Raw genomic sequence first — 19,681 nt, 5'->3', positions numbered from 1 at the left:
TAGTATCTTTAAGTCAGAAATGTTAACTTGACTTCATCTTCTAAATATGATTGTTACTTGTTCTCAAGCAGGTATACATCAAACTCATGCCCAAAAACTCTTTCTTCTTCAGGTGGCAACTGCATGTAATCACCATAATACTGTGTTAAAATGAAATCATAATTTTGGGGAGCTGGTAGTCTAAGATGTTCAAAATCTAAAGTTATTATTTCTTCAAAAATTTTTCTTTCAAATACCTCTTTTTCTCCCAACTTTGAAGAAAGGAAAGCTATAAATTTACCATTTGGATTATAGTGTTTTTTAGTCAGTTTTTCCATAATAATTGCAAAAACTTTTGGTGGTATTGGCAGTAATATGAACCAAATAATTTGTCTAATTAAATCTTTAATTTGACTATCTTTATAAATAATATTCTTTCTCTTACTTGATGCTAGTAATTTTAAACTTTCCAATCTATAAAATAATTTCATGATTTTTTTGTCATTAAAGGTATCCATAGGGAATATATCAATAAAGACACCTGAGGGATAAGTTGTATATACTCTTGTGTTATCAATAACAGTAGATGTATCAATTATCTTTATAAAATTATTATAATATTCTTTTTGCGTTTCTAATGAGAGTAGCTTATATTTTGAACTATCTTTTTCAAATAAGTTTATGAACTTATTATAATTCTCACGCGTCATACTAATATCAATATCATCATCCCACGGTATAAAACCTTTGTGCCTAACAGCTCCTATCAGTGTTCCATAATTAAGAAAATATTCTATGCCATTTTTTTTACAAAAAATATCTATATAAGATAAAATTTCCAATTCTATGTTTTTCGCTTCATCTACTGTTATTTTTTTCATTCTTTTCTCCCAAATTTAAAAATTTTCCTTTTGATTCGTTTAAGATGCTCAAAAACTTCTTGTAAGATTGCATCATTGGTTACATATAATAAAACTGTATAGCTTGTTATTGATAGAATTATAGTCATAACTATATTTATAATTAATTTGGAAGTTATGATCATTTCTGTAGGATTAACAATATTAACTATAAAATAAATTGGTATAAATGTAAGACTATACATAAAATATCGTATAGTGTAGTAGAATATATTTTTTAATGAAATTAATTGTTTTTTTATAATAAATCTTGAATAAATTATTAATAAAATAATTTCAGAAATCATTGTAGTTATCAGGTAAAATTCTGGTTTTGAAATATTATTCATAAATAAAATACTATCCAATAGAATGTTTATAATACCCGATAATAGAGTGAAAAGCGTTAGTTGTTTTTCATAGCCATGAGCAAATATAATTTGAGTTCCTAATATAATATCTAAAGATAAGAAAATTGACCTAAAAGCGAATAACGAGGTTAACATACCTCCCTCAACATATTTTTCACTTCCGTATATCAGTATTGTCTCAGTTCCTAACACAGTTAATCCAAGGCTTATAGGTATAATAAAAAACATAAACATACGGCTTCCTCTGTTTACTAAATTGTAATAAGAAGTTTTATCCCCTTTTCCTAAATAATAATTCAGTCTAGGAACACTTACACTTACAACTCCAGTAATTAAGCCAGCTATAACTCCAACAATTCTTTGAGCCATTGTATAGTATGTCACATATAACTCTTCGCCTATTTTTACTAAGAATAATCTATCAAGGAAAGTAAATAACATATTTGCACTTGAGAAAACAAGCATAGCAGTAAGTGGCAAAAACAGAGGCTTAAAATCTTTAATATCTATTCTAACTAATTTGATATCTCTTTTTATCCAAAAATAACTAATTAAATAATTTATAAGAGTAGATAAACTCATTATCAATGTATAAGGTATAATATCCTTTTCTTCTTTAACAAATATAAATATAGAAAATAACATGAGAGTTCTAATCAAAGCTGTTTTATAAAAAAGAAAATCATAGTTTTCCAATGCTTCATTAACCCATTCTATGGAAAACATTTGTGCAATTAATTGAATCCCCATTACTAAATAAACCTTTTTCAGTACAGGATTATTTTCAAAAAACAAAGGATAAGCAAATATATAGATTACAATACATAAACTGGTACAAGTTATACAAAGATAGAATAATTGAGAAAATACTTTGTTTACCTCATTTTTATTATCTTTTACGTTACTAATGCCTCTTAGACCATATGAATATACTCCGTATGTAGCAAAAGGCAAGAAAAACGAGAGTATAGTGTCAACAGAATTGAAATAACCATAGTATGTTTTATCTAATACACGAGCTACATGTGTTCCTGTTAAAAGAGGGAATATAATGTTTAGTATTCTGATTCCTAGATATGCTAAAGCATTTAGTTTAATACTTTTCATGAAAAAGAATAGTTCCTTTCTAAGAAGTTCCAACTACCATTATAGCATATAAAGATATAAAAAACCTCAAAAGAACAGTTTCATTATATTATCAAAATTCAAATAATTATACTGAAAATAGAGAGTTAAAGAATTTATAGTGAGTAAATCCACTATGGATATTATGGAGACTATTTTATTGTAGAAAAAATTCCCATATGACCTATAACGAAAAGCGACAAAACAACTCATTAGAAAGAATCATATGGAACAATTACACTTTATCACAAAACTGCTAGACATTAAAGAGCCTAATATCCAATTTATGGATGTCATAAATTGGAATACCCACAAAGAAATCATTGCTAAACTAGATTGTGAGGCCCCATCTTGTCCTGATTGCGGAAGTCTAATGAAGAAATATGACTTTCAAAAGCCGTCTAAGATCTCTTACCTCGAAACAACTGGCAAGCCTACTAGAATTCTTCTGAAAAAGCGACGTTTCATGTGCTATCATTGCTCAAAAATGATGACTGCTGAGACTCCTCTAGTAAAGAAAAATCATCAAATCCCTCGTATCATCAACCAAAAGATTGCTCAGAAGCTAATTGAAAAGACTTCTATGACGGACATTGCTCATCAGCTTGGCATTTCGACTTCAACTGTTATTCGCAAGCTCAATGACTTTCGTTTTAAGCATGATTTTTCTCATCTTCCAGAGATTATGTCTTGGGATGAGTATACCTTTACCAAGGGAAAGATGAGTTTCATTGCACAGGATTTTGAAAAGCTCAATATCATCACTGTTCTTGAAGGGAGAACACAAGCTGTCATCCGAAATCACTTTCTTAAATATGATAGAGCCGTCCGATGTCGAGTGGAAATCATTACAATGGATATGTTTAGCCCTTATTATGCCTTGGCTAAACAGCTTTTTCCATGTGCTAAAATCGTTCTTGATCGCTTTCACATTGTTCAACACTTAAGTCGTGCTATGAGTCGTGTGCGTGTCCAAATCATGAATCAGTTTCAGCGAAAATCTCATGAATATAAGGCTATCAAGCGCTACTGGAAACTCATCCAACAAGATAGTAGGAAACTCAGCGATAAACGTTTTTATCGCCCTACTTTTCGCATGCACTTGACCAATAAAGAGATTTTAGACAAGCTTTTGAGCTATTCAGAGGATTTGAAACACCACTACCATCTCTATCAACTCATGCTTTTTCACTTTCAGAATAAAGAGCCTGACAAATTTTTCGGACTCATTGGGGACAATCTAAAACAGATTCATCCTCTTTTTCAGACTATCTTTAAAACCTTCCTCAAGGATAAAGAGAAAATCGTCAACGCCCTTCAACTAACCTATTCTAACGCAAAATTGGAAGCGACCAATAATCTCATCAAACTCATCAAGCGCAATGCCTTTGGATTTCGAAACTTTGAAAACTTCAAAAAACGGATTTTTATCGCCCTAAATATCAAAAAAGAAAGGACGAAATGTGTCCTTTCTCGAGCTTAGCTTTTCTTCAACCCACTACAGTTGACAAAGAGCCTTCTTTTATTGTGAGTTAAAGAAAACCTCTCCAAAGCCTGAAGAGGTTCGTTACTATGCAAAAAAAGAGATTCGTCTTTCTGCACTCAGATTAGTTGTCTCAGACAACATGAGATTCCTTGTCAAGGTTTTACTGAGACAAGACATCGTACGATAAAAGTTTGATATCATAGAAACTATAAAGACATCTATCATTAGGAAATTGGAAAATATTTGATACTTTCAATCTACCCACAAAATAAACAATTTTATGGGTAGATTGAACTGAGACACTGAAATACGGAAATTTTCTCTCAGAAAAACACTTTACTATACAGGGGAATCCCTATACTACAAAAATCTTATTAAAGTTCATTCACAACATCGTTTTATTAGCAATCCATACTAATCACTGTCATGTTACTGACTACCATGAGAAACAATAGCTTCAACCAATACACATTCTATTGCCATTGTATATCTTCTCTTTTGACCAACGAGTTTATTATCTTATTATATATAACAAACTTTACGATTACGCCTCTCCCCACAATTTAGAGCTCTATCTATACCATATTTTCGCACCTTAATTGACTTGACAAATGGTAGAACTTAACCTAATGTACAATATAGAATCAGATAAAGATTTATAATAGAAATAAACTACAGTCTAAATGTTGAGACACCTATTACGTTTTTATTTAAATTTTTGATAACTTGAAGATTTTCTTCAAAGTTTTTATATCTAGTTATACCGTATTCTTCCACAAATAAAATATTATCAGAATTTAGAATAGATTTAATGTCACCTATGTTTCCAATAACAAAATTTTGGGGCAGGACTTTAGCATACTTCTTGGAAAACTTATCAATTACTTTTTTATTTGTGCCTAGTAATAATAAGTTTTTATGCCCATTCTTATATTGTATCACATTTCTAAAATTATCTATATTATCTATTTTTACGATAAAATCTACACCATATTTTTCATAATCCCCTGCTCTATTAATGGTTGGATTAAAAATATATGCTGCAATGTTAACAAATACTACTAAAAATAGAGTTCCAATTCCAATAATAATTAAACGAATTAATAAAGTTACTTTACTTATACCCGATTCACTCTCACTTTTTTTAAGTTCCTTTGAATAAACTGGTTCCAATTTTTCAATTGCGACTCCTGAGTATGCTTGTTTAAATTTATCAACTAAATAATCCAATTTTTGTTCAATAATATCATTCGCCAATTTACTTGGTGTTAATATTTTCACTGTAATCCCTGCATTATTTAATAAATAATTTACTTCTATCTTTTTGTTCCAAAAATCAAAATTTGAGTTTTTAAGTGTAACCTCAGATGTCATTAATTCTGATGCAATTTTTTTCATATCTGATTCTGACTGGTCATTGAATAAATAAGCTCCATTTAAATTGGATTGAATTAAACGACCGTAGAAATCACTATAGCCTCCTACTGTATTACTATTAGGTGTTGTAGTTCCTTCTGATGGTGCTATTATTTTATATGAAAGATAACTAGAATAGTTACTAACATCCCTTACAATAGACTTTGTCGTAAGAACTCTATAAGAATATGGAATTGCTAAACAAAGAAATAGAACGATTAATGAAACTAGATTTAACACCTTTTTTTTATAAATATTTGCAAATAAATCTGCAATCGAATAGTTATCAAACATTATACATCTCCTTTATTATCAACTACGTGTTTTACTTTTCTATTTATTAGACCTGCTACAAAAAAGATAACAATAACTATTCCCCAAAATTGTAAAGTAAACAAATTGAAGAAACTCTCTGTAAAGCTACCTCTTGGCATAAAGAATAGATTATTTAAAATCAATAATGTAATACTAAAAAAAAGTATCCCTGATTGATACGATGATTTCATCATAAATATAAAACTAATTCCCATTATTATACTTAACAAAAATAATCCAATCATGCTATAATCAGTATACATTTCCATTACATAACTTCCACCAATACCATGACCTGCTAAATAATCCTGTCTCAAAACAATATAGGAAATATTATGAGCATATCTATCACTTGTAAGAGCTAACTCCAAACTATTATTAGCACTAACAAATGGAGTCCCTCCAAATAAAATTCCTAAATTTCCTCTAGTTATATACTCAATTATCGGACTAAAGGTGTAATTTCTAAATTCTCGTACTGGTAAATTACTTCCGTATAGGTATCCTCTGGCTAAAACACCAAAACTGGTCCCTTGTTTATAGACAAAATCTATCAAAAGTTCAGAAAGACTCATGTTACCAATGCCTTCTCCATCACGGGCATAATTCAAAAATCCCATTACAAGCATCATGATCGGTGTACCTAAATATAGCATAGCTTTTTCTTTTACACCTATCCATACTCCTTTTTCTGTCTGGTTTCTCATAAAATAATAGATAAATGAAAATATCAAACTTAATACAAATGGATTTCTTGTTCCTATTAAAAGATTTATCACATTACCTGTTACAAACATACCTAACACTATAGTTGAATGACGTTTGTTGGGCTTAGTAGCTAAATAGATACACATGGCATAAACTACAAACGTTGATAATGTATAGGTAAAATAAGGTAGCTCACTTTTGAAATCAGCATAGTATTCATAATATGAAACATTTAATCTGTACACTAATCTTTCAATTATTCTTACTAGGTAAAATGGATACGAAAACAAAAATACTGATAACGATACTTTCCGTACACTATCTATAAATCGCTTATTTTTGAGGGCTTTAATCTCTTCTTTTAATTTGTTTTCTCTTTTAGAAACTAAAAGACCTCCTATAGTTATACCAATAATAGAAACAATAACAGCCAAAAATGAAAATCTATAGACATCTTCCTGATAAGTATTTATTAGTCCATATTTAAAATAATCAATCGTTGGTCTAGAAACCAAAAAAAGAAATATTGTAATGTAAAAAATAAGATGGATTATATAGTACTTTATATTGTTAAAACAGTATAGGATACTACTTATAATAAGCATAACTAAAGTTATCAATAACGTAATAATCGAATTGTTATATATATATGCAATACCTAAAAAAATAGTTATAACATAGCTAAATAGCGTAATTATATAATACACTCTTTTCCAATCTAATATCAAATACTCACCTCATTCCTCTACACGGTAATTAAAAAACATCCCCAGTAGAAACAATATCATTCTTAAAATTATATAAATACTCTGATAATTCTAACTCTATGATTTCTACTTCGGCTTTGTATTTAACATCCTTATTGTAAACTTGCAAATTATTCACAGAAATGGCTGGATTGAAATACTTAAACTTTGTTTTATGATGGGTAGAATCTATTCCAATGAAATTTTCTATATCTTGTTTTGTTTCCTCGTAATTTAAAACTAAATCTTCAAAATTTAATCTTAGTGTTAAAGTATTTGTTTTTTTCTCATTTCTTCTCATCATTTTATAATAATGACAAAATTCCTTAACATCTGTTGGGTAAGGTATCTCTTGATTTCTAGGCTTCCAAAAATATTTATTCATTATAAATACATCTCTTGGATCTCTTGAAATTACTACTGGAAACAACTCTTCAAATTTATAACTATCAATAATATTAAGATTATGAGGTAATAAAAGTTGATCAAGAACTACATACTTTTCTTTATCAGATAATTCGTTTATCACAGCTAGAATAAATTTTTTGCTTTTGTCATAAAAATCATCTGGTGATACCAAACTCATTTCCAATTGTACTTGTTTTAGTTTTGTTGATTTTTTAAATATTATTCTCCGCATAACTCTTATAAACCAAGCTATTTTTGATGGTTTTTGATAATAGTACCATATCCCACGATATTTACTAGTTATTATCGAATCTAAGTAACTATCTACTATATTAAGGAAATTTTTGGATATTTTATGTTTATAATTAGCAATACCCCAACCACCATAAATATATAATTTTTTCATAAGTTTTCTGAAACTCTTTACCGCTTCATCACTTCTTATAGAATTGTTATTATATAGCAATTTGTATTCTAAATCAAACAATCCATCGGGAGCATGTAAAAAAACATACTCAAAGTCTGAGTTCTTAGTGTTAATTCCATCATATTCTCTTAATAAATCTGTCACAGCTGAGGATCCACTTCCCATATAACTCATAGGAATTATTATTTTATTCATAATTTATTCACCTATAATTCATTAATTATTTTTTTGATACTAGCAATCTGTTTATCTAAGGAATATTTGTCAACATACTTCTTACATACTTCCGAATTAATGAATCTATCTTCCTTCTTTTTACTAAGTTCTTCTATAAGATAGTTAGAAATTTCTTCATTATCATCAGAAACAAATCCACATTTTTGATTATTATATAATTCTTTCGTCCCTCCTACAGGAGTACTAATAAATCCCTTTCCTAACGCTAACGCTTCCACCAAAACTGTGGGGAACCCTTCTGCTTCTGATAATAAAACAACATAAGATGCTTTTTTTATATATGGATATGGATTATCAACATACCCTAACATAATTACATTTTTTTCTAAATGATTGTCGACTACAAATTTACTAACGTATTTCTCTAAATCGCCTTTCCCTAATAAATATAATTTTTTATCAGGTATTTTATCAACCACATTCTTAAAAACTTCTAACAATCTCTTGATCCCTTTAGCTTCCTCTATACGTCCTAAATAAATGAGACTGTCATCTTCAAAATTAATATTTACATCTTCGAGAGATTTAGTGTGGATATTTTTAAAATCGTACCCATTGTATATCAATTCTATTTTTTCTTTATATTCAGGATAAATTTCTTTTACAGATTTTGAGGTTTCTTCTGAAATAGTTATTATTCTATTTACATATTTTAATTTTTTCCCTTGTCTAATTCTAGAAAATTTATGCTTTTTTAGATTATAGATTGTTCCATGATTCCAAGATACTGTTTTCGCATTATTTCTAAGTAAGTAAACTGGATATAAATAATTAAAAGCTATTTCATAATCATATTTTTTACTTGTTACTAGATATCTAAATAGTTTAGGAAATAGCAAAAATAGTTTCCACTTAATTTTTTTCAAAAAAGTAGCATTTTCTAAATTTTTAAAAAGCGGTTTCAATATATTAATATCGCTGTCGCGATTTTCCCCTGTGCCATGATTATTTATCTCTAAAACATCAATAACATATTCATCACTTAGACCTTTAGTAATATTTGCCAAAATCTTTTCAGCTCCGCCACCCATACTAAAAGACCATGTTATAAATAGAATTTTCTTTTTATCCATGTCTTACCTATTTCAATAGTTTTTTAACTATACTTTTTTGATTATACTTTATTAAATACATAAGTAATTTTCTCTTTAAAGGTTGACTCTTTAAATACTTATTGTTTATCCAATTAGGATATTTCTTCTTTACTTTTTCTAGGTACTCTTTTAATAGGGGAGATTTTTCATCAATTCTTAAAATATTACAATATCCTCCATACAAAATATGATACCAATTAAAATATTCTAACTCTTCTTTATATTCTCCTGGATATTTTTCGGAATAGTACTCTTCAACACTGTCTAACATAACTTCTATATCTCTAATTTTATTAATTTCACTTCCTCCACGCATAATAGAACCTTCCGTTAAATAGTATTTGTATATACTAAAATTAAAATATTTTGCCTTACTTACATTAGGCCAAAGTCTAGCCATAAATTCAAAATCTTCATATAAATAGCCACTTTTAAAAGTCAGTTTATTTTTTCTTAAAAACTCTAAATCATATACAAAGTGCCAAACAGCATTCTGGAGAGTAAATAGCTTCTTTTCTTTTTTGGGAATAAGTATAATGTTTTCTTTTATTCCCATGCATACATTGTCTAATTTCCTATTCTCATATCCTACTCTATAATTAAATATATTTACTTCTTCTAAATCTTGATTTACTATAAATTCTATTGATCCTTCTTCTATTTCATCATCTACATCAACAAACCATAGATAATCTCCACTAGCTTTGTCTAAAATTACTCTTCTTACATGAGCAAGTCCTGCATTTTCTTGAGTTATAACTTTTATAAATGCAAATTTATCGCTATATCCCTTTAATATTGACTCACTATTGTCTTTTGAACCATCGTTAACTATCAACAATTCAAATTCTATTTTTTCTTTTAAGCTATCATATTCCTTGATTATAGAATCTATACAACGTGATATATATTTTTCTCCGTTATATACTGCTACACCTATAGTTAATTTCATTCATTTTCCCCTAATACTTCTTTAATAAATGTATATACTCTCTTAGAATTCTGATCATCGTGTATTCTAAAAAACTTATCAATTTTTCCTTTATATTTATCTTCCAAAATCCAATTATTTTTAAATTGATTTTTTATCTCTTTTATCAATTCATCTAGGGTGTCTATAGATTTTCCAAATCCATCTTTATAGTCATAATATCCTTCTTCGTACTGACCTTCTCTAAATTTTTTATAATCAAATTGATAAAATAATACTGGTTTTCTCATATAACAAAAATCCATAAATACACTTGAATAATCTGTAATTAAAAAAGCGGACTTTTTTAATAGTTCTTGTATATCATATTTTTTCCAATCAGCCAATTTAATATTATTTGAAGAAGTTTGAAAATCTTGTAAATTTTTTTGCATGTTTCTATGTGGATAAAAAATTAAAGTTAGGTTATTTTTTTCTAAAAAGTTTTTTAAGTCATCATTTACTAAAAACTCATTCCATTTTTTAAAGTATTCACTTTCAGTAAAAATACTTCCTTCATTAAAATTATTTCTAGCTTTAGTATTTAAATTTAACCATTCTCTCCAAGTAGGCATAACAAGAATTTGATTATTATTGACAATATTACGATGAAGATTGTCAAATCTTGGAAATCCCAAATATTGTACATACCCACTAGGATAGCCAAATTTTTCCTTTACTTCAATGTATTCTTGTTCAGCTCCACATATAAAACCACGCATCTTTGTATTTTTATAATACAGCCATTTAGCATCATCTTTGGTTATTCCATGTTGCAAAAATATCTTATTTGTTTTTAACCCTAAATATACTTCCATAAGATTAAAAACAGCTGCATTAGGATTTCCTGCTTTCTGTGTACTTACATTTACTCCCGCGCTAAGATAATAAACCCAGTGTTTAAAAGACCAATACTGGATACATTCTCCTAACTCTTTGACTTTATGAGCATCAGGAGATTTCAAATCAATAACATATATTACATTTTCCTCTGGGTGATTTTTTCTAATATATTTAAACAACCAATATCCATTATCTCTAGCTTCTTTTTCACTTTCGCATATTAGTATTAGATTCTTATTCTTGCGTCTGAAGAATAGAGAAATAACATAGGCTATAGGAAAAATAAATATAAGCGAAATAATATCTCTTATAGAAATTAATCTTAGTTTTTCTATAAAATTTCTATTCATCTGTATACCTCCTTAGAATCTTTGTGAAGTTTGATCAAACTTTCCACCTTGTTTGCTTTTTTCATTTAATAAACTGTTGATAGTTGTAATATTATTTGCAGGGTATTGCTTTCATGGACAAAGTAACAGGTGTGATTTATAATCCTGCTGATAAGGTTTGATACAGGTGGTTTCTTTGTCACGAATGGTAATAAAAAGATTGCGGTCGACAAAATCCTTGTTACTCTTTGACAAGAAATAACGCTCATCTGCATAACGAGGCCATAATTCTGCTAGTTTTTCATAATCCTTACGAGGCATAAAAAAGTCTAGGTCGTCATCCCAAGGAATAAACCCCTTGTTTCGAAGGGCACCAATAGCACCTCCCCCACAGAGGTAACAAAGCAAATCATGTTCTTTACAAAAGGCCACAAAATATTCAGCCATTTCCAGACTTCGATCCTGAATTGCTTTCAAATCACTCCTCATGTCTCTCCTCTTCTGTTCAATAACGAGTTATATCGTTTTATTATATCATAAAAACCCTTAAAAATCCATCAGACACTAAGAAAAATCAAAGTTCAAACCACTGTTTTACTGGTGATTCGAACCTTGATTTTTCCTGTATTATTTTATCTCATCCTCATCTGAGAAAGTTTAGTTTGATATTTATTTTGGTCTACTAAAAGTGCCTGTCCTCCATAGACATCATAGGCATCGACCCAATCGCCTAGTTCTGGAACTGTTAACCTCTCTATACCATTTTGCGCTCCATTTAGGAAGGATAAGCCATTGGTCAGTAGGAAACTATAAGGAACATTCGTAGAGGTCATCCCAAAGACCTTACCAAGTGCTTCCGATCCAGTAAAGAGTTTGGTTGGATCCTTAAGTTGCTGCAGAACAGCTGTCAACACTTGCTGTTGTCTCTTGGTACGACCGTAATCACCTTCATCATCATCACGGAAGCGAGCATAATTGAGCAAGGTTGATCCGTTCATCTGCTGTTTCCCGACTTTAATCGTCTGGGTTGGAGACTCTGTTTCCGTAGCATGTAAATCATCTCCGACTGTAGCTTCTGTTAGTGGGCGCCCATTCAATGTTGAAAATTGAGTATCAATCGTCACCCCATTAGGGAACAGAGTGTCAATAGCGGTTGCGAAGGCCTGGAAATCTACCAAGGCGTAGTACTTAATGTCCAAGTCAAAATTATCTTTCAAGACTTGGCGAACCATTTCTGCCCCTTTTTGGCCTTCTTGTTCTCCTAACTCATAGGCTACATTTAACTTGTTATCGGACTGCTTTCTACCGTTAATCACTTCGCTATAACCGTCTATATAAACCAAATTGTCACGCATGAAGCTGACTAGCTTGATTTTCTTATCTGAGCCACCAACATTTAGAACCATAATAGAGTCCGTCCGCGTTTCAGCACTATTTTGACCGATTCGCCCATCCGTTCCCATAATCAAAATATTGACCCCATCCTTGGTATCTTGACCATGAAAAACCTCTACTTGAGCCGCCTTTGCATTGGCAGCTTTGGTTGGATCAGCATTTGAATAGCCTTTTAGGAACATAAAAATCATGCCAAAACCGACACAGGCTAGAAGAGCAAGCAATCCAGCAAAAATACGCCCCCACCGTAGCTTCCGCTTTTTAGGTTTTTTCTTTAGAAGAGAATTGATTTTCTGGTATCTCTCAGAACGACTACGGCTATTATAAGAAGGAATCGAAGTGTTAGCACTTGTCTTTCTATAATCCTCTGCCAATTCCTGACTTTCTGAGGGAGCATCACTACTTGCCCTATTTAATTTGTCTTGCAAGTAAGCAAACTCTTTTTTCTCTCGCTCATTGAGGTAATGAATATTCTTAAAGAGATAGTCATAACGCAACTGCTCATGATGGCTTAAAGGATTTTCTTTACTCATCTTCTCTCCTTTCCATGGTCTGATATTGGATAAATAGGATAAGCACCCAGAACCTTATATTGGATCCCAATCGCTTCTAATTCTTTTTGGGCAAAGTGGACCAAGTCCTTATCAGCATAGTCCACATCGATAATGAAAAAGTATTCTCCCAACGCTGTCTTGAGGGGACGACTTTCAATTTTTGTCAGATCAATTCCCCGCCAAGCAAAGGTAGACAGGGCCTTATAAAGTGCACCTGGAAGGTTATCAGGTAAGGTCAAGGCCAAACTCATTTTTTCACTTTGTGATTTCAAAGGAATAGAAGGCATTTCAGCTCCTAGAACCCAGAAACGTGTAAAATTGCCTTCCATTTCCTGAATATCCTCGGCAATCAGTTCTAAGCCATATTCTTCAGCAGAACTTCTAGGTGCAATAGCTGCAAAAAGTTTATCTGGATGTTCGGAAATAAAGCGGGCCGCATAGGCTGTACTAGCAGTCACCTCGATTTGAGCCTCTGGATATTGTTCATCGATGAATTTCTTTCCTTGTGCCAAGGCTTGTGGGTGAGAAAAAATCTTTTCAATCTTAGTATGACCTGGAACCACCATCAACTGCTGGTGAATGGGCTGAACGATTTCTGCAACTGCTTGAATGCGAGCCTGATGAAAAAGATAGTCCAAGGTTTCATGAACACTACCCTCGATAGAATTTTCAACTGGCACCACAGAATAGTCCACCAAGCCTTGCTCATAGGCCTTGATGACATCTGTAATATTGGCAAAGGCCTGCAATTCCTCATGAGGAAAAGCTGTCTGTACAACATGGTGTGAAAATGATCCCTTGGGACCTAGATAAGCAATTTTCATCTCAGTTCCTCTACAATTTCCTCTGGGTTTAGCTTGGTCACATCCAAAATCCGACTAGCTACTTCCTCATACCAAGCCTGTCTTTCTTGAAAAATAACTGCTAGTTCTCCCTTGCTATTATTTAGAAACAGCGGACGCTGATTGTCCTCATCAGCTGATATGCGTTGGTAGAGGGTTTCAAAATCGGCTTTCAGGTAGATATTATCAGAATTTGTCTTGAGCAAGTCACGATTTCGCTGAGAAATGACCACTCCTCCACCAGTTGACACAACTTGGTCCGTTTCTAGTAACTCAGTTAGGACTTCTGATTCTATCTGACGAAAGGTCTCTTCTCCCTTTTCAGCGAAAAAATCCACAATAGACATACCTAAGCGCTGCTCTATCAGAGCATCCATATCAAGGTAATTAGGGTCCAAACCTCTAGCAATAGTGGACTTGCCAGCTCCCATAAATCCGAGTAATACCTTAGCCATGAATCAAGCTCTCCAAATCATCAAAGAAGCTAGGATAGCTGGTATTGATGGCTTCTGCACGGTCAAGCTCCACTTCTCCATCTGCAACCAAGAGGGCTGATATGGCCGTCATCATGCCGATACGGTGGTCTCCAAACGTATTGACTCTAGCACCGTGAAGGGCTGATTTTCCTTTGATAATCATTCCATCTGCTGTAGGGGTGATATCTGCACCCATGCTATTTAAGGCATCTGCCACTACCTGAATGCGGTCTGTTTCCTTGACCTTAAGTTCCTCAGCATCCTTGATAACTGTAACACCTTGGGCTTGGGTCGCAAGTAGGGCGATAACTGGCAATTCATCAATCAAACGTGGAATCAAGGCCCCTCCAATCTCTGTTCCTTTCAAGTCAGAAGACTCAACAGTCAAGATAGCAGATTTAGCGACTGGGTCAATTTCAGTTACTTCTAATTTTCCACCCATGGCACGAATGACATCGATAATACCTGTACGCGTTTCATTAATACCTACATTCTTAAGCACTAGACGAGAATTTGGAACAAGCAAACCTGCGACCAACCAAAAGGCTGCACTGGAAATATCTCCTGGAACAACCACCTTTTGTCCTGTCAATTTTTGTGGTCCTTGGACTGTGATTTTCTTGCCCTCCACACTTAAATGACCACCGAATTGTTGCAACATATCTTCAGTATGATTACGGGTGCACTCTTTTTCGATAATAACGGACTGCCCCTTAGCTTGCAAGGCCGCAAACATCAAGGCTGACTTGACTTGGGCAGAGGCAATCGGCAACTCATACTGAATAGGTCTTAGGTTTTTCGTCCCTTTTAAATGAAGGGGAGGCAGGTCTCGTTCAGTTTGCCCTGAAATACTAACGCCCATTTTTTTCAGTGGAATCGTCACACGGTCCATAGGACGTTTGGAAAGACTATCATCACCGAACATCTCTACTTCAAAGTCTGCACCAGCAAGAACACCTGAAATCAGGCGAATCGAGGTTCCAGAATTTCCCATATCCAAAGAATTTTGCGGAGCTTTTAAACCATCCATACCTACACCTTGAATGGTAATAACCCCATCTTTATCCTCAATCTCAACACCAAGGTCACGAAAAACCTGCATGGTCGAAAGGACATCTTCGCCCCTCAGAATATCATAAACCTTGGTCTCACCCTCAGCCAAACTTCCAAAGATAATGGAACGGTGGCTGATAGACTTGTCACCTGGGACTCGGATACTGCCATGTAAGTGGCTAATGTTTGTTTTTAGTTTCATACTGGACCTCATACTTGCAATACTTTTACCTATTTTATCATAAAAAGCCAGAAATTCCTTAAAATTTCTGACTTTATGATAGTTATTTTCTTATTTTAGCAATTCTGAAACTGGTTCGAAAACAATTTTTTCAATATCAGAAAGGTAAATGGCCAATTGTTGTTGCTTGATAAAGAATTCTGACAAGAGGCTATTCCCTTGAATCTGCTTGCCAAAGTTTTCCATCTTAGCTTGGAAGGATGCATCTGGCATTTGACCTGTCTGGGCTAGTCTTTGAATTTCCTCTTGGAAGGCAACATATTCTGTAAAGATTTTACTTGCCTCAGTATCTGCTGAAATAGCATCTTTAGCTGCTTTAACAGCCTTGTATTCTGGTAATTCGCGTAGACCGCGACTAAGTTCGTTTGCACTATCGTAAATATTTGACATGATGTTCTCCTTATTTGATGACGACTGTGTAGTCGGTATTTTCTGTTATGAGATGTTCGGCTCTTTCCAAGTCTTGAGCATTTTTAAATGAAATTTGTAGAATCCCGTGAATATCCTCACGGTTTTCCTCGTTGATGTGGATGTTAACCAAGGAAGTTCCACGTAGCAGTTCCAAAATCCGCAGGATAACATCTTCTTCATCGGGAACGTCGACATAGAGGTCATAAGAGCTATCCACACCACCACGCTTATGGATTTCCATAGCCTGACGTTGCTCACGCGCTTGGTTGAAAAAGTTCCAGATTTGCTCTTCATCTCCCTTGTTGATAGCCTGACCAACCTCATCCAAACGTTCCTTAAAATCCTCAATTCTCTCTAGGATAGTCTCACGATTGGACAAGAGAATGGAGGTCCACATCCCTGGCTCACTTTCCGCAATTCGAGTCATATCTCGAAAACCACCAGCCGCAAAACGCCTTGCCATCTCATGTTCTTGAGCATAGACCGCGGTCTGCTCCATGAGACTGGAAGCCAGAATATGAGGAAAATGGCTAATCTGAGAAGTGACTCGGTCATGCTCCTTGGCATCAATCTCAATAAAGCGAGCATGCAGACCTGAAAGCAAGTCCCTCATTTCGTCAAGCGTGTCCTGACTTGTCAGGCTCGAAGGTGTAAAGATATAATAGGCATTTTCAAAAAGATTGACATCCGCAGAAGCAGCTCCTGTCTTGTGACTACCAGCCATGGGATGGGCTCCGACAAAGCGAACAGGCTTATCAGCTAAATACTGCTCCGCCACATCTACAATGGCTGACTTGGTTGAACCAGCATCTGAAATAATGACGCCTTCTTTCAAGTCCAAGTTGGCCAACTCCTTAATGAAAGCAATAGTTTGTTTGATTGGCAAGCTGAGGATAATGATATCTGCCAAAGGAGCAAAACTAGCAAAATCATCCGTTGCACGGTCAATCATGCCTTCTTTCAAGGCGATATCTCTCGAAGCTTGACTACGATTATAACCTAAAATTTCATAATCTGGATGATCGCGTTTGATACCGAGTGCCATTGAGGCACCGATCAACCCAAGACCTACGATATAGATTGTTTTTGCCATAGGAACTCCTTAATAGTTCTTTGTATAGTCTCGGTGTTTGGCCACTGCTTCTTTTAATTCCTCTAGATTATCTGATGAGAATTTTTCAAGGATTTCTTGTGCCAGAACCGTTGCCACAACGGCTTCCATGACCACACTGGCTGCTGGAAGAGCGGTCGGATCACTTCTTTCGACTGTTGCCTTATAGGGTTCATGGGTTTCGATATCCACACTCATAAGTGGTTTGTAGAGAGTAGGAATAGGCTTCATAACACCTCGAACAACAATAGGTTGCCCATTGGTCATGCCACCTTCAAAGCCACCCAGATTATTGGTACGGCGAGTATAGCCGTCTTCTTTAGACCAGAGAATTTCATCCATAACTTGGCTACCTTTACGGTAACCAGCTTCAAAGCCGAGACCAAATTCCACTCCTTTAAAAGCATTGATAGAAACAACGGCTTGGGCCAATCTGGCATCCAATTTTCTGTCCCATTGGACATAGGAACCAAGACCAACTGGAACACCTCCGACAACTGTCTCGACAACCCCACCGATGGTATCTCCGTCACGTTTGATTTGGTCAATATAATCCTTGATTTCCTGTTCCCGTTCTTGGTTGACAATAGAAACTTCAGACTGGGCAGCTCGTGCCTTAATCTCAGCGACTGTCAGATCTTCAGGAACATCGATTTCCTTGCCACCAAAGACAACGACATGGTTGGCAATCTCCATATCCAGCTCAGCCAAGAGGCGTTTAGCTACTGCACCAACTGCCACTCGCATAGTTGTTTCACGAGCAGATGAGCGCTCCAAGGAATTTCTCAAATCATCAAAACGGTACTTGATGCCCCCGACCAAGTCGGCGTGACCAGGACGTGGATGAGTGATTTTTCGTTTGCTTTTAAGGCGGTCTTCAATGTCCTCCGCAGACATGATGTCCAGCCATTTTTGATGGTCCTTATTGACGACATCCATGGTAATAGGAGCCCCAGTCGTCTTCCCGTGGCGAACGCCAGAAGTAAAGAAAACCTGATCACTCTCAATCTTCATACGGCCGCCACGACCGTAGCCACCCTGACGGCGTTTAAGATCTCCGTTAATATCCTCAGCTGTCAAAGGAAGCCCAGCTGGGATTCCTTCAATGATAGCTGTCAGACGGGGACCGTGTGATTCTCCTGCAGTTAAATATCTCATACACTCTCCTTATTTTACCAAGTAGTCTTTCATCTCTTCCAGAGAAACTGGGTGGATGGTCGCTGAACCAAGCTCTGGCACCAAGACCAATTTCAAGGTATTACCACGCGCTTTCTTGTCATGAGTAAGAGCCTGATAAAGCTTGTCAACATCCCAGTTTTCATAGTCAACAGGCAAGCCAAATTTCTGACACATTTCTGTGATGGACTGGGTAATGCCAGCTGGCATAAGGCCTTTTCCCTCAGCAACCTTGGAAATCTGCACCATTCCCATAGCCACAGCTTCACCATGCATGACCTTGCCATAACCAGCCGTTGCTTCAATAGCATGACCAATAGTGTGGCCAAAATTGAGGTAAAGACGAACACCGTTGTCCAACTCATCCTCAACCACCATCTTGCGCTTGACCTGACAAGAATGTTCAATCAAGGTCTCTGCATATTCCAAAATGCTCTCTACAGAACCGTCCAACTCCGTCAAAAGAGCCCACAGTTCTGGATCCTCAATCAAACCATACTTGATAACCTCACCCATTCCTTCAATCAACTCTCTTTTTCCAAGCGTTTCAAGGACAAGTGGGTCAATCAGAACCCCATCTGGTTGGGCAAAGGTCCCCACCATATTTTTAGCAAATGGAGTGTTGACACCCGTCTTTCCACCGATAGAAGAATCAACCTGAGCTGTCAAGCTAGTCGGAATCTGAACAAAGTGAATGCCCCGCATATAGGTAGAGGCTACAAAACCAGCTAGATCCCCAACGACACCGCCACCAAGAGCTACGATTCCATCACTACGAGTCACCCCCTGCTTAACTAGGAATTCATAGACTTTCTGAACAGTAGTAAGATTTTTTCGTTCTTCACCTTCTAAAAAGTCAAAAACAGCTACCTGAAAACCAGCATCTTCTAGGCTGAGCTTGACCTTCTCTGCATAAAGATAAGCTACATGGTTGTCAGTTACTATAACCACTTTTTGTGGTTGCCAGAGTTCTCTCAACCACTGACCAGTCTGAGCCAGACAGCCTTTTTCAATCTGAATATCATAAGGATGATGAGGAATATCGATTCTGATTTTCATAGGAGAATCT

General features: G+C 34.5%; 17 protein-coding genes and 1 pseudogene. 1 reads left to right on the top strand and 17 read right to left on the bottom strand.

Translation table 11 applies throughout. The annotated features are described in order from the left end of the window. Positions 1–53 precede the first annotated feature (53 nt). Together GEZ84_RS02415 and GEZ84_RS02410 are read right to left on the bottom strand one after the other, a co-directional pair. Positions 54–860, bottom strand: coding sequence for a LicD family protein (locus GEZ84_RS02415; RefSeq protein WP_153223321.1), 807 nt, complete (start codon positions 858–860; stop codon positions 54–56). Then, positions 857–2,356, bottom strand: a complete 1,500-nt coding sequence (locus tag GEZ84_RS02410; protein WP_153223319.1) for an oligosaccharide flippase family protein — start codon at positions 2,354–2,356, stop codon at positions 857–859. Before GEZ84_RS02410 ends, GEZ84_RS02415 begins: the two co-directional genes overlap by 4 nt. 244 nt (positions 2,357–2,600) lie before the next feature. Between GEZ84_RS02410 and GEZ84_RS02405 the strand changes: the two genes are divergently transcribed. Then, positions 2,601–3,857 (top strand): ISL3 family transposase, encoded by a 1,257-nt coding sequence (locus GEZ84_RS02405; protein WP_153223316.1) that lies wholly within the window; start codon positions 2,601–2,603, stop codon positions 3,855–3,857. A 675-nt stretch (positions 3,858–4,532) separates the two neighbouring features. Here GEZ84_RS02405 and GEZ84_RS02400 read toward each other — a convergent pair. From GEZ84_RS02400 to aroB, 15 genes and pseudogenes are all read right to left on the bottom strand, one after another. Then, on the bottom strand, positions 4,533–5,570 hold the full coding sequence (locus GEZ84_RS02400; protein ID WP_153223314.1) for a prephenate dehydratase: 1,038 nt from the start codon (positions 5,568–5,570) through the stop codon (positions 4,533–4,535). Further along, positions 5,570–7,024 carry an O-antigen polysaccharide polymerase Wzy family protein gene (locus tag GEZ84_RS02395; protein WP_319946410.1) on the bottom strand — a complete coding sequence of 485 codons (1,455 nt, stop codon included), beginning with the start codon at positions 7,022–7,024 and terminating at the stop codon, positions 5,570–5,572. The genes GEZ84_RS02400 and GEZ84_RS02395 overlap by 1 nt, the downstream gene beginning before the upstream one ends. 31 nt (positions 7,025–7,055) lie before the next feature. Next, complete coding sequence (locus GEZ84_RS02390) at positions 7,056–8,075, bottom strand: hypothetical protein (protein WP_153223310.1); 1,020 nt, start codon at positions 8,073–8,075, stop codon at positions 7,056–7,058. Between the two features lie 11 nt (positions 8,076–8,086). Then, on the bottom strand, positions 8,087–9,190 hold the full coding sequence (locus GEZ84_RS02385; RefSeq protein WP_153223308.1) for a glycosyltransferase: 1,104 nt from the start codon (positions 9,188–9,190) through the stop codon (positions 8,087–8,089). 7 nt (positions 9,191–9,197) lie between these two features. Further along, positions 9,198–10,163: a glycosyltransferase gene (locus tag GEZ84_RS02380; RefSeq protein ID WP_153223306.1), complete on the bottom strand. Its 966-nt coding sequence runs from the start codon at positions 10,161–10,163 to the stop codon at positions 9,198–9,200. Beyond that, positions 10,160–11,374 carry a CDP-glycerol glycerophosphotransferase family protein gene (locus tag GEZ84_RS02375; RefSeq protein WP_153223304.1) on the bottom strand — a complete coding sequence of 405 codons (1,215 nt, stop codon included), beginning with the start codon at positions 11,372–11,374 and terminating at the stop codon, positions 10,160–10,162. Before GEZ84_RS02375 ends, GEZ84_RS02380 begins: the two co-directional genes overlap by 4 nt. Positions 11,375–11,515: 141 nt before the next feature. After that, a pseudogene (locus GEZ84_RS02370) lies at positions 11,516–11,842 on the bottom strand (LicD family protein); the annotation flags it as partial. Positions 11,843–11,985: 143 nt separating this feature from the next. Further along, positions 11,986–13,281: an LCP family protein gene (locus GEZ84_RS02365; protein ID WP_153223300.1), complete on the bottom strand. Its 1,296-nt coding sequence runs from the start codon at positions 13,279–13,281 to the stop codon at positions 11,986–11,988. Then, positions 13,278–14,126: a prephenate dehydratase gene (gene pheA, locus GEZ84_RS02360; protein ID WP_153223298.1), complete on the bottom strand. Its 849-nt coding sequence runs from the start codon at positions 14,124–14,126 to the stop codon at positions 13,278–13,280. Before pheA ends, GEZ84_RS02365 begins: the two co-directional genes overlap by 4 nt. Continuing rightward, complete coding sequence (locus GEZ84_RS02355) at positions 14,123–14,599, bottom strand: shikimate kinase (RefSeq protein ID WP_153223296.1); 477 nt, start codon at positions 14,597–14,599, stop codon at positions 14,123–14,125. The genes pheA and GEZ84_RS02355 overlap by 4 nt, the downstream gene beginning before the upstream one ends. After that, a complete protein-coding gene (gene aroA, locus GEZ84_RS02350; protein WP_153223294.1) occupies positions 14,592–15,875 on the bottom strand; it encodes a 3-phosphoshikimate 1-carboxyvinyltransferase in 1,284 nt (427 codons plus the stop codon). The genes GEZ84_RS02355 and aroA overlap by 8 nt, the downstream gene beginning before the upstream one ends. A gap of 90 nt (positions 15,876–15,965) precedes the next feature. After that, positions 15,966–16,304: a YlbF/YmcA family competence regulator gene (locus GEZ84_RS02345; RefSeq protein ID WP_153223293.1), complete on the bottom strand. Its 339-nt coding sequence runs from the start codon at positions 16,302–16,304 to the stop codon at positions 15,966–15,968. A 10-nt stretch (positions 16,305–16,314) separates the two neighbouring features. Further along, the gene (locus GEZ84_RS02340) at positions 16,315–17,418 is read right to left on the bottom strand and encodes a prephenate dehydrogenase (RefSeq protein WP_153223291.1); all 1,104 of its coding nucleotides are present in this window, start codon (positions 17,416–17,418) and stop codon (positions 16,315–16,317) included. Between the two features lie 9 nt (positions 17,419–17,427). Then, a complete protein-coding gene (gene aroC / locus GEZ84_RS02335) occupies positions 17,428–18,594 on the bottom strand; it encodes a chorismate synthase (RefSeq protein ID WP_153223289.1) in 1,167 nt (388 codons plus the stop codon). Between the two features lie 9 nt (positions 18,595–18,603). Further along, complete coding sequence (gene aroB, locus GEZ84_RS02330; RefSeq protein ID WP_153223287.1) at positions 18,604–19,671, bottom strand: 3-dehydroquinate synthase; 1,068 nt, start codon at positions 19,669–19,671, stop codon at positions 18,604–18,606. Positions 19,672–19,681: the final 10 nt, after the last annotated feature.

It is taken from the genome of Streptococcus mitis, assembly GCF_009496155.1.
GTDB lineage: Bacteria > Bacillota > Bacilli > Lactobacillales > Streptococcaceae > Streptococcus > Streptococcus mitis_BQ.
The sequence above is the reverse complement of the archived record's forward strand: the minus strand, read 5'-3'. Positions and strand labels throughout refer to the sequence as shown.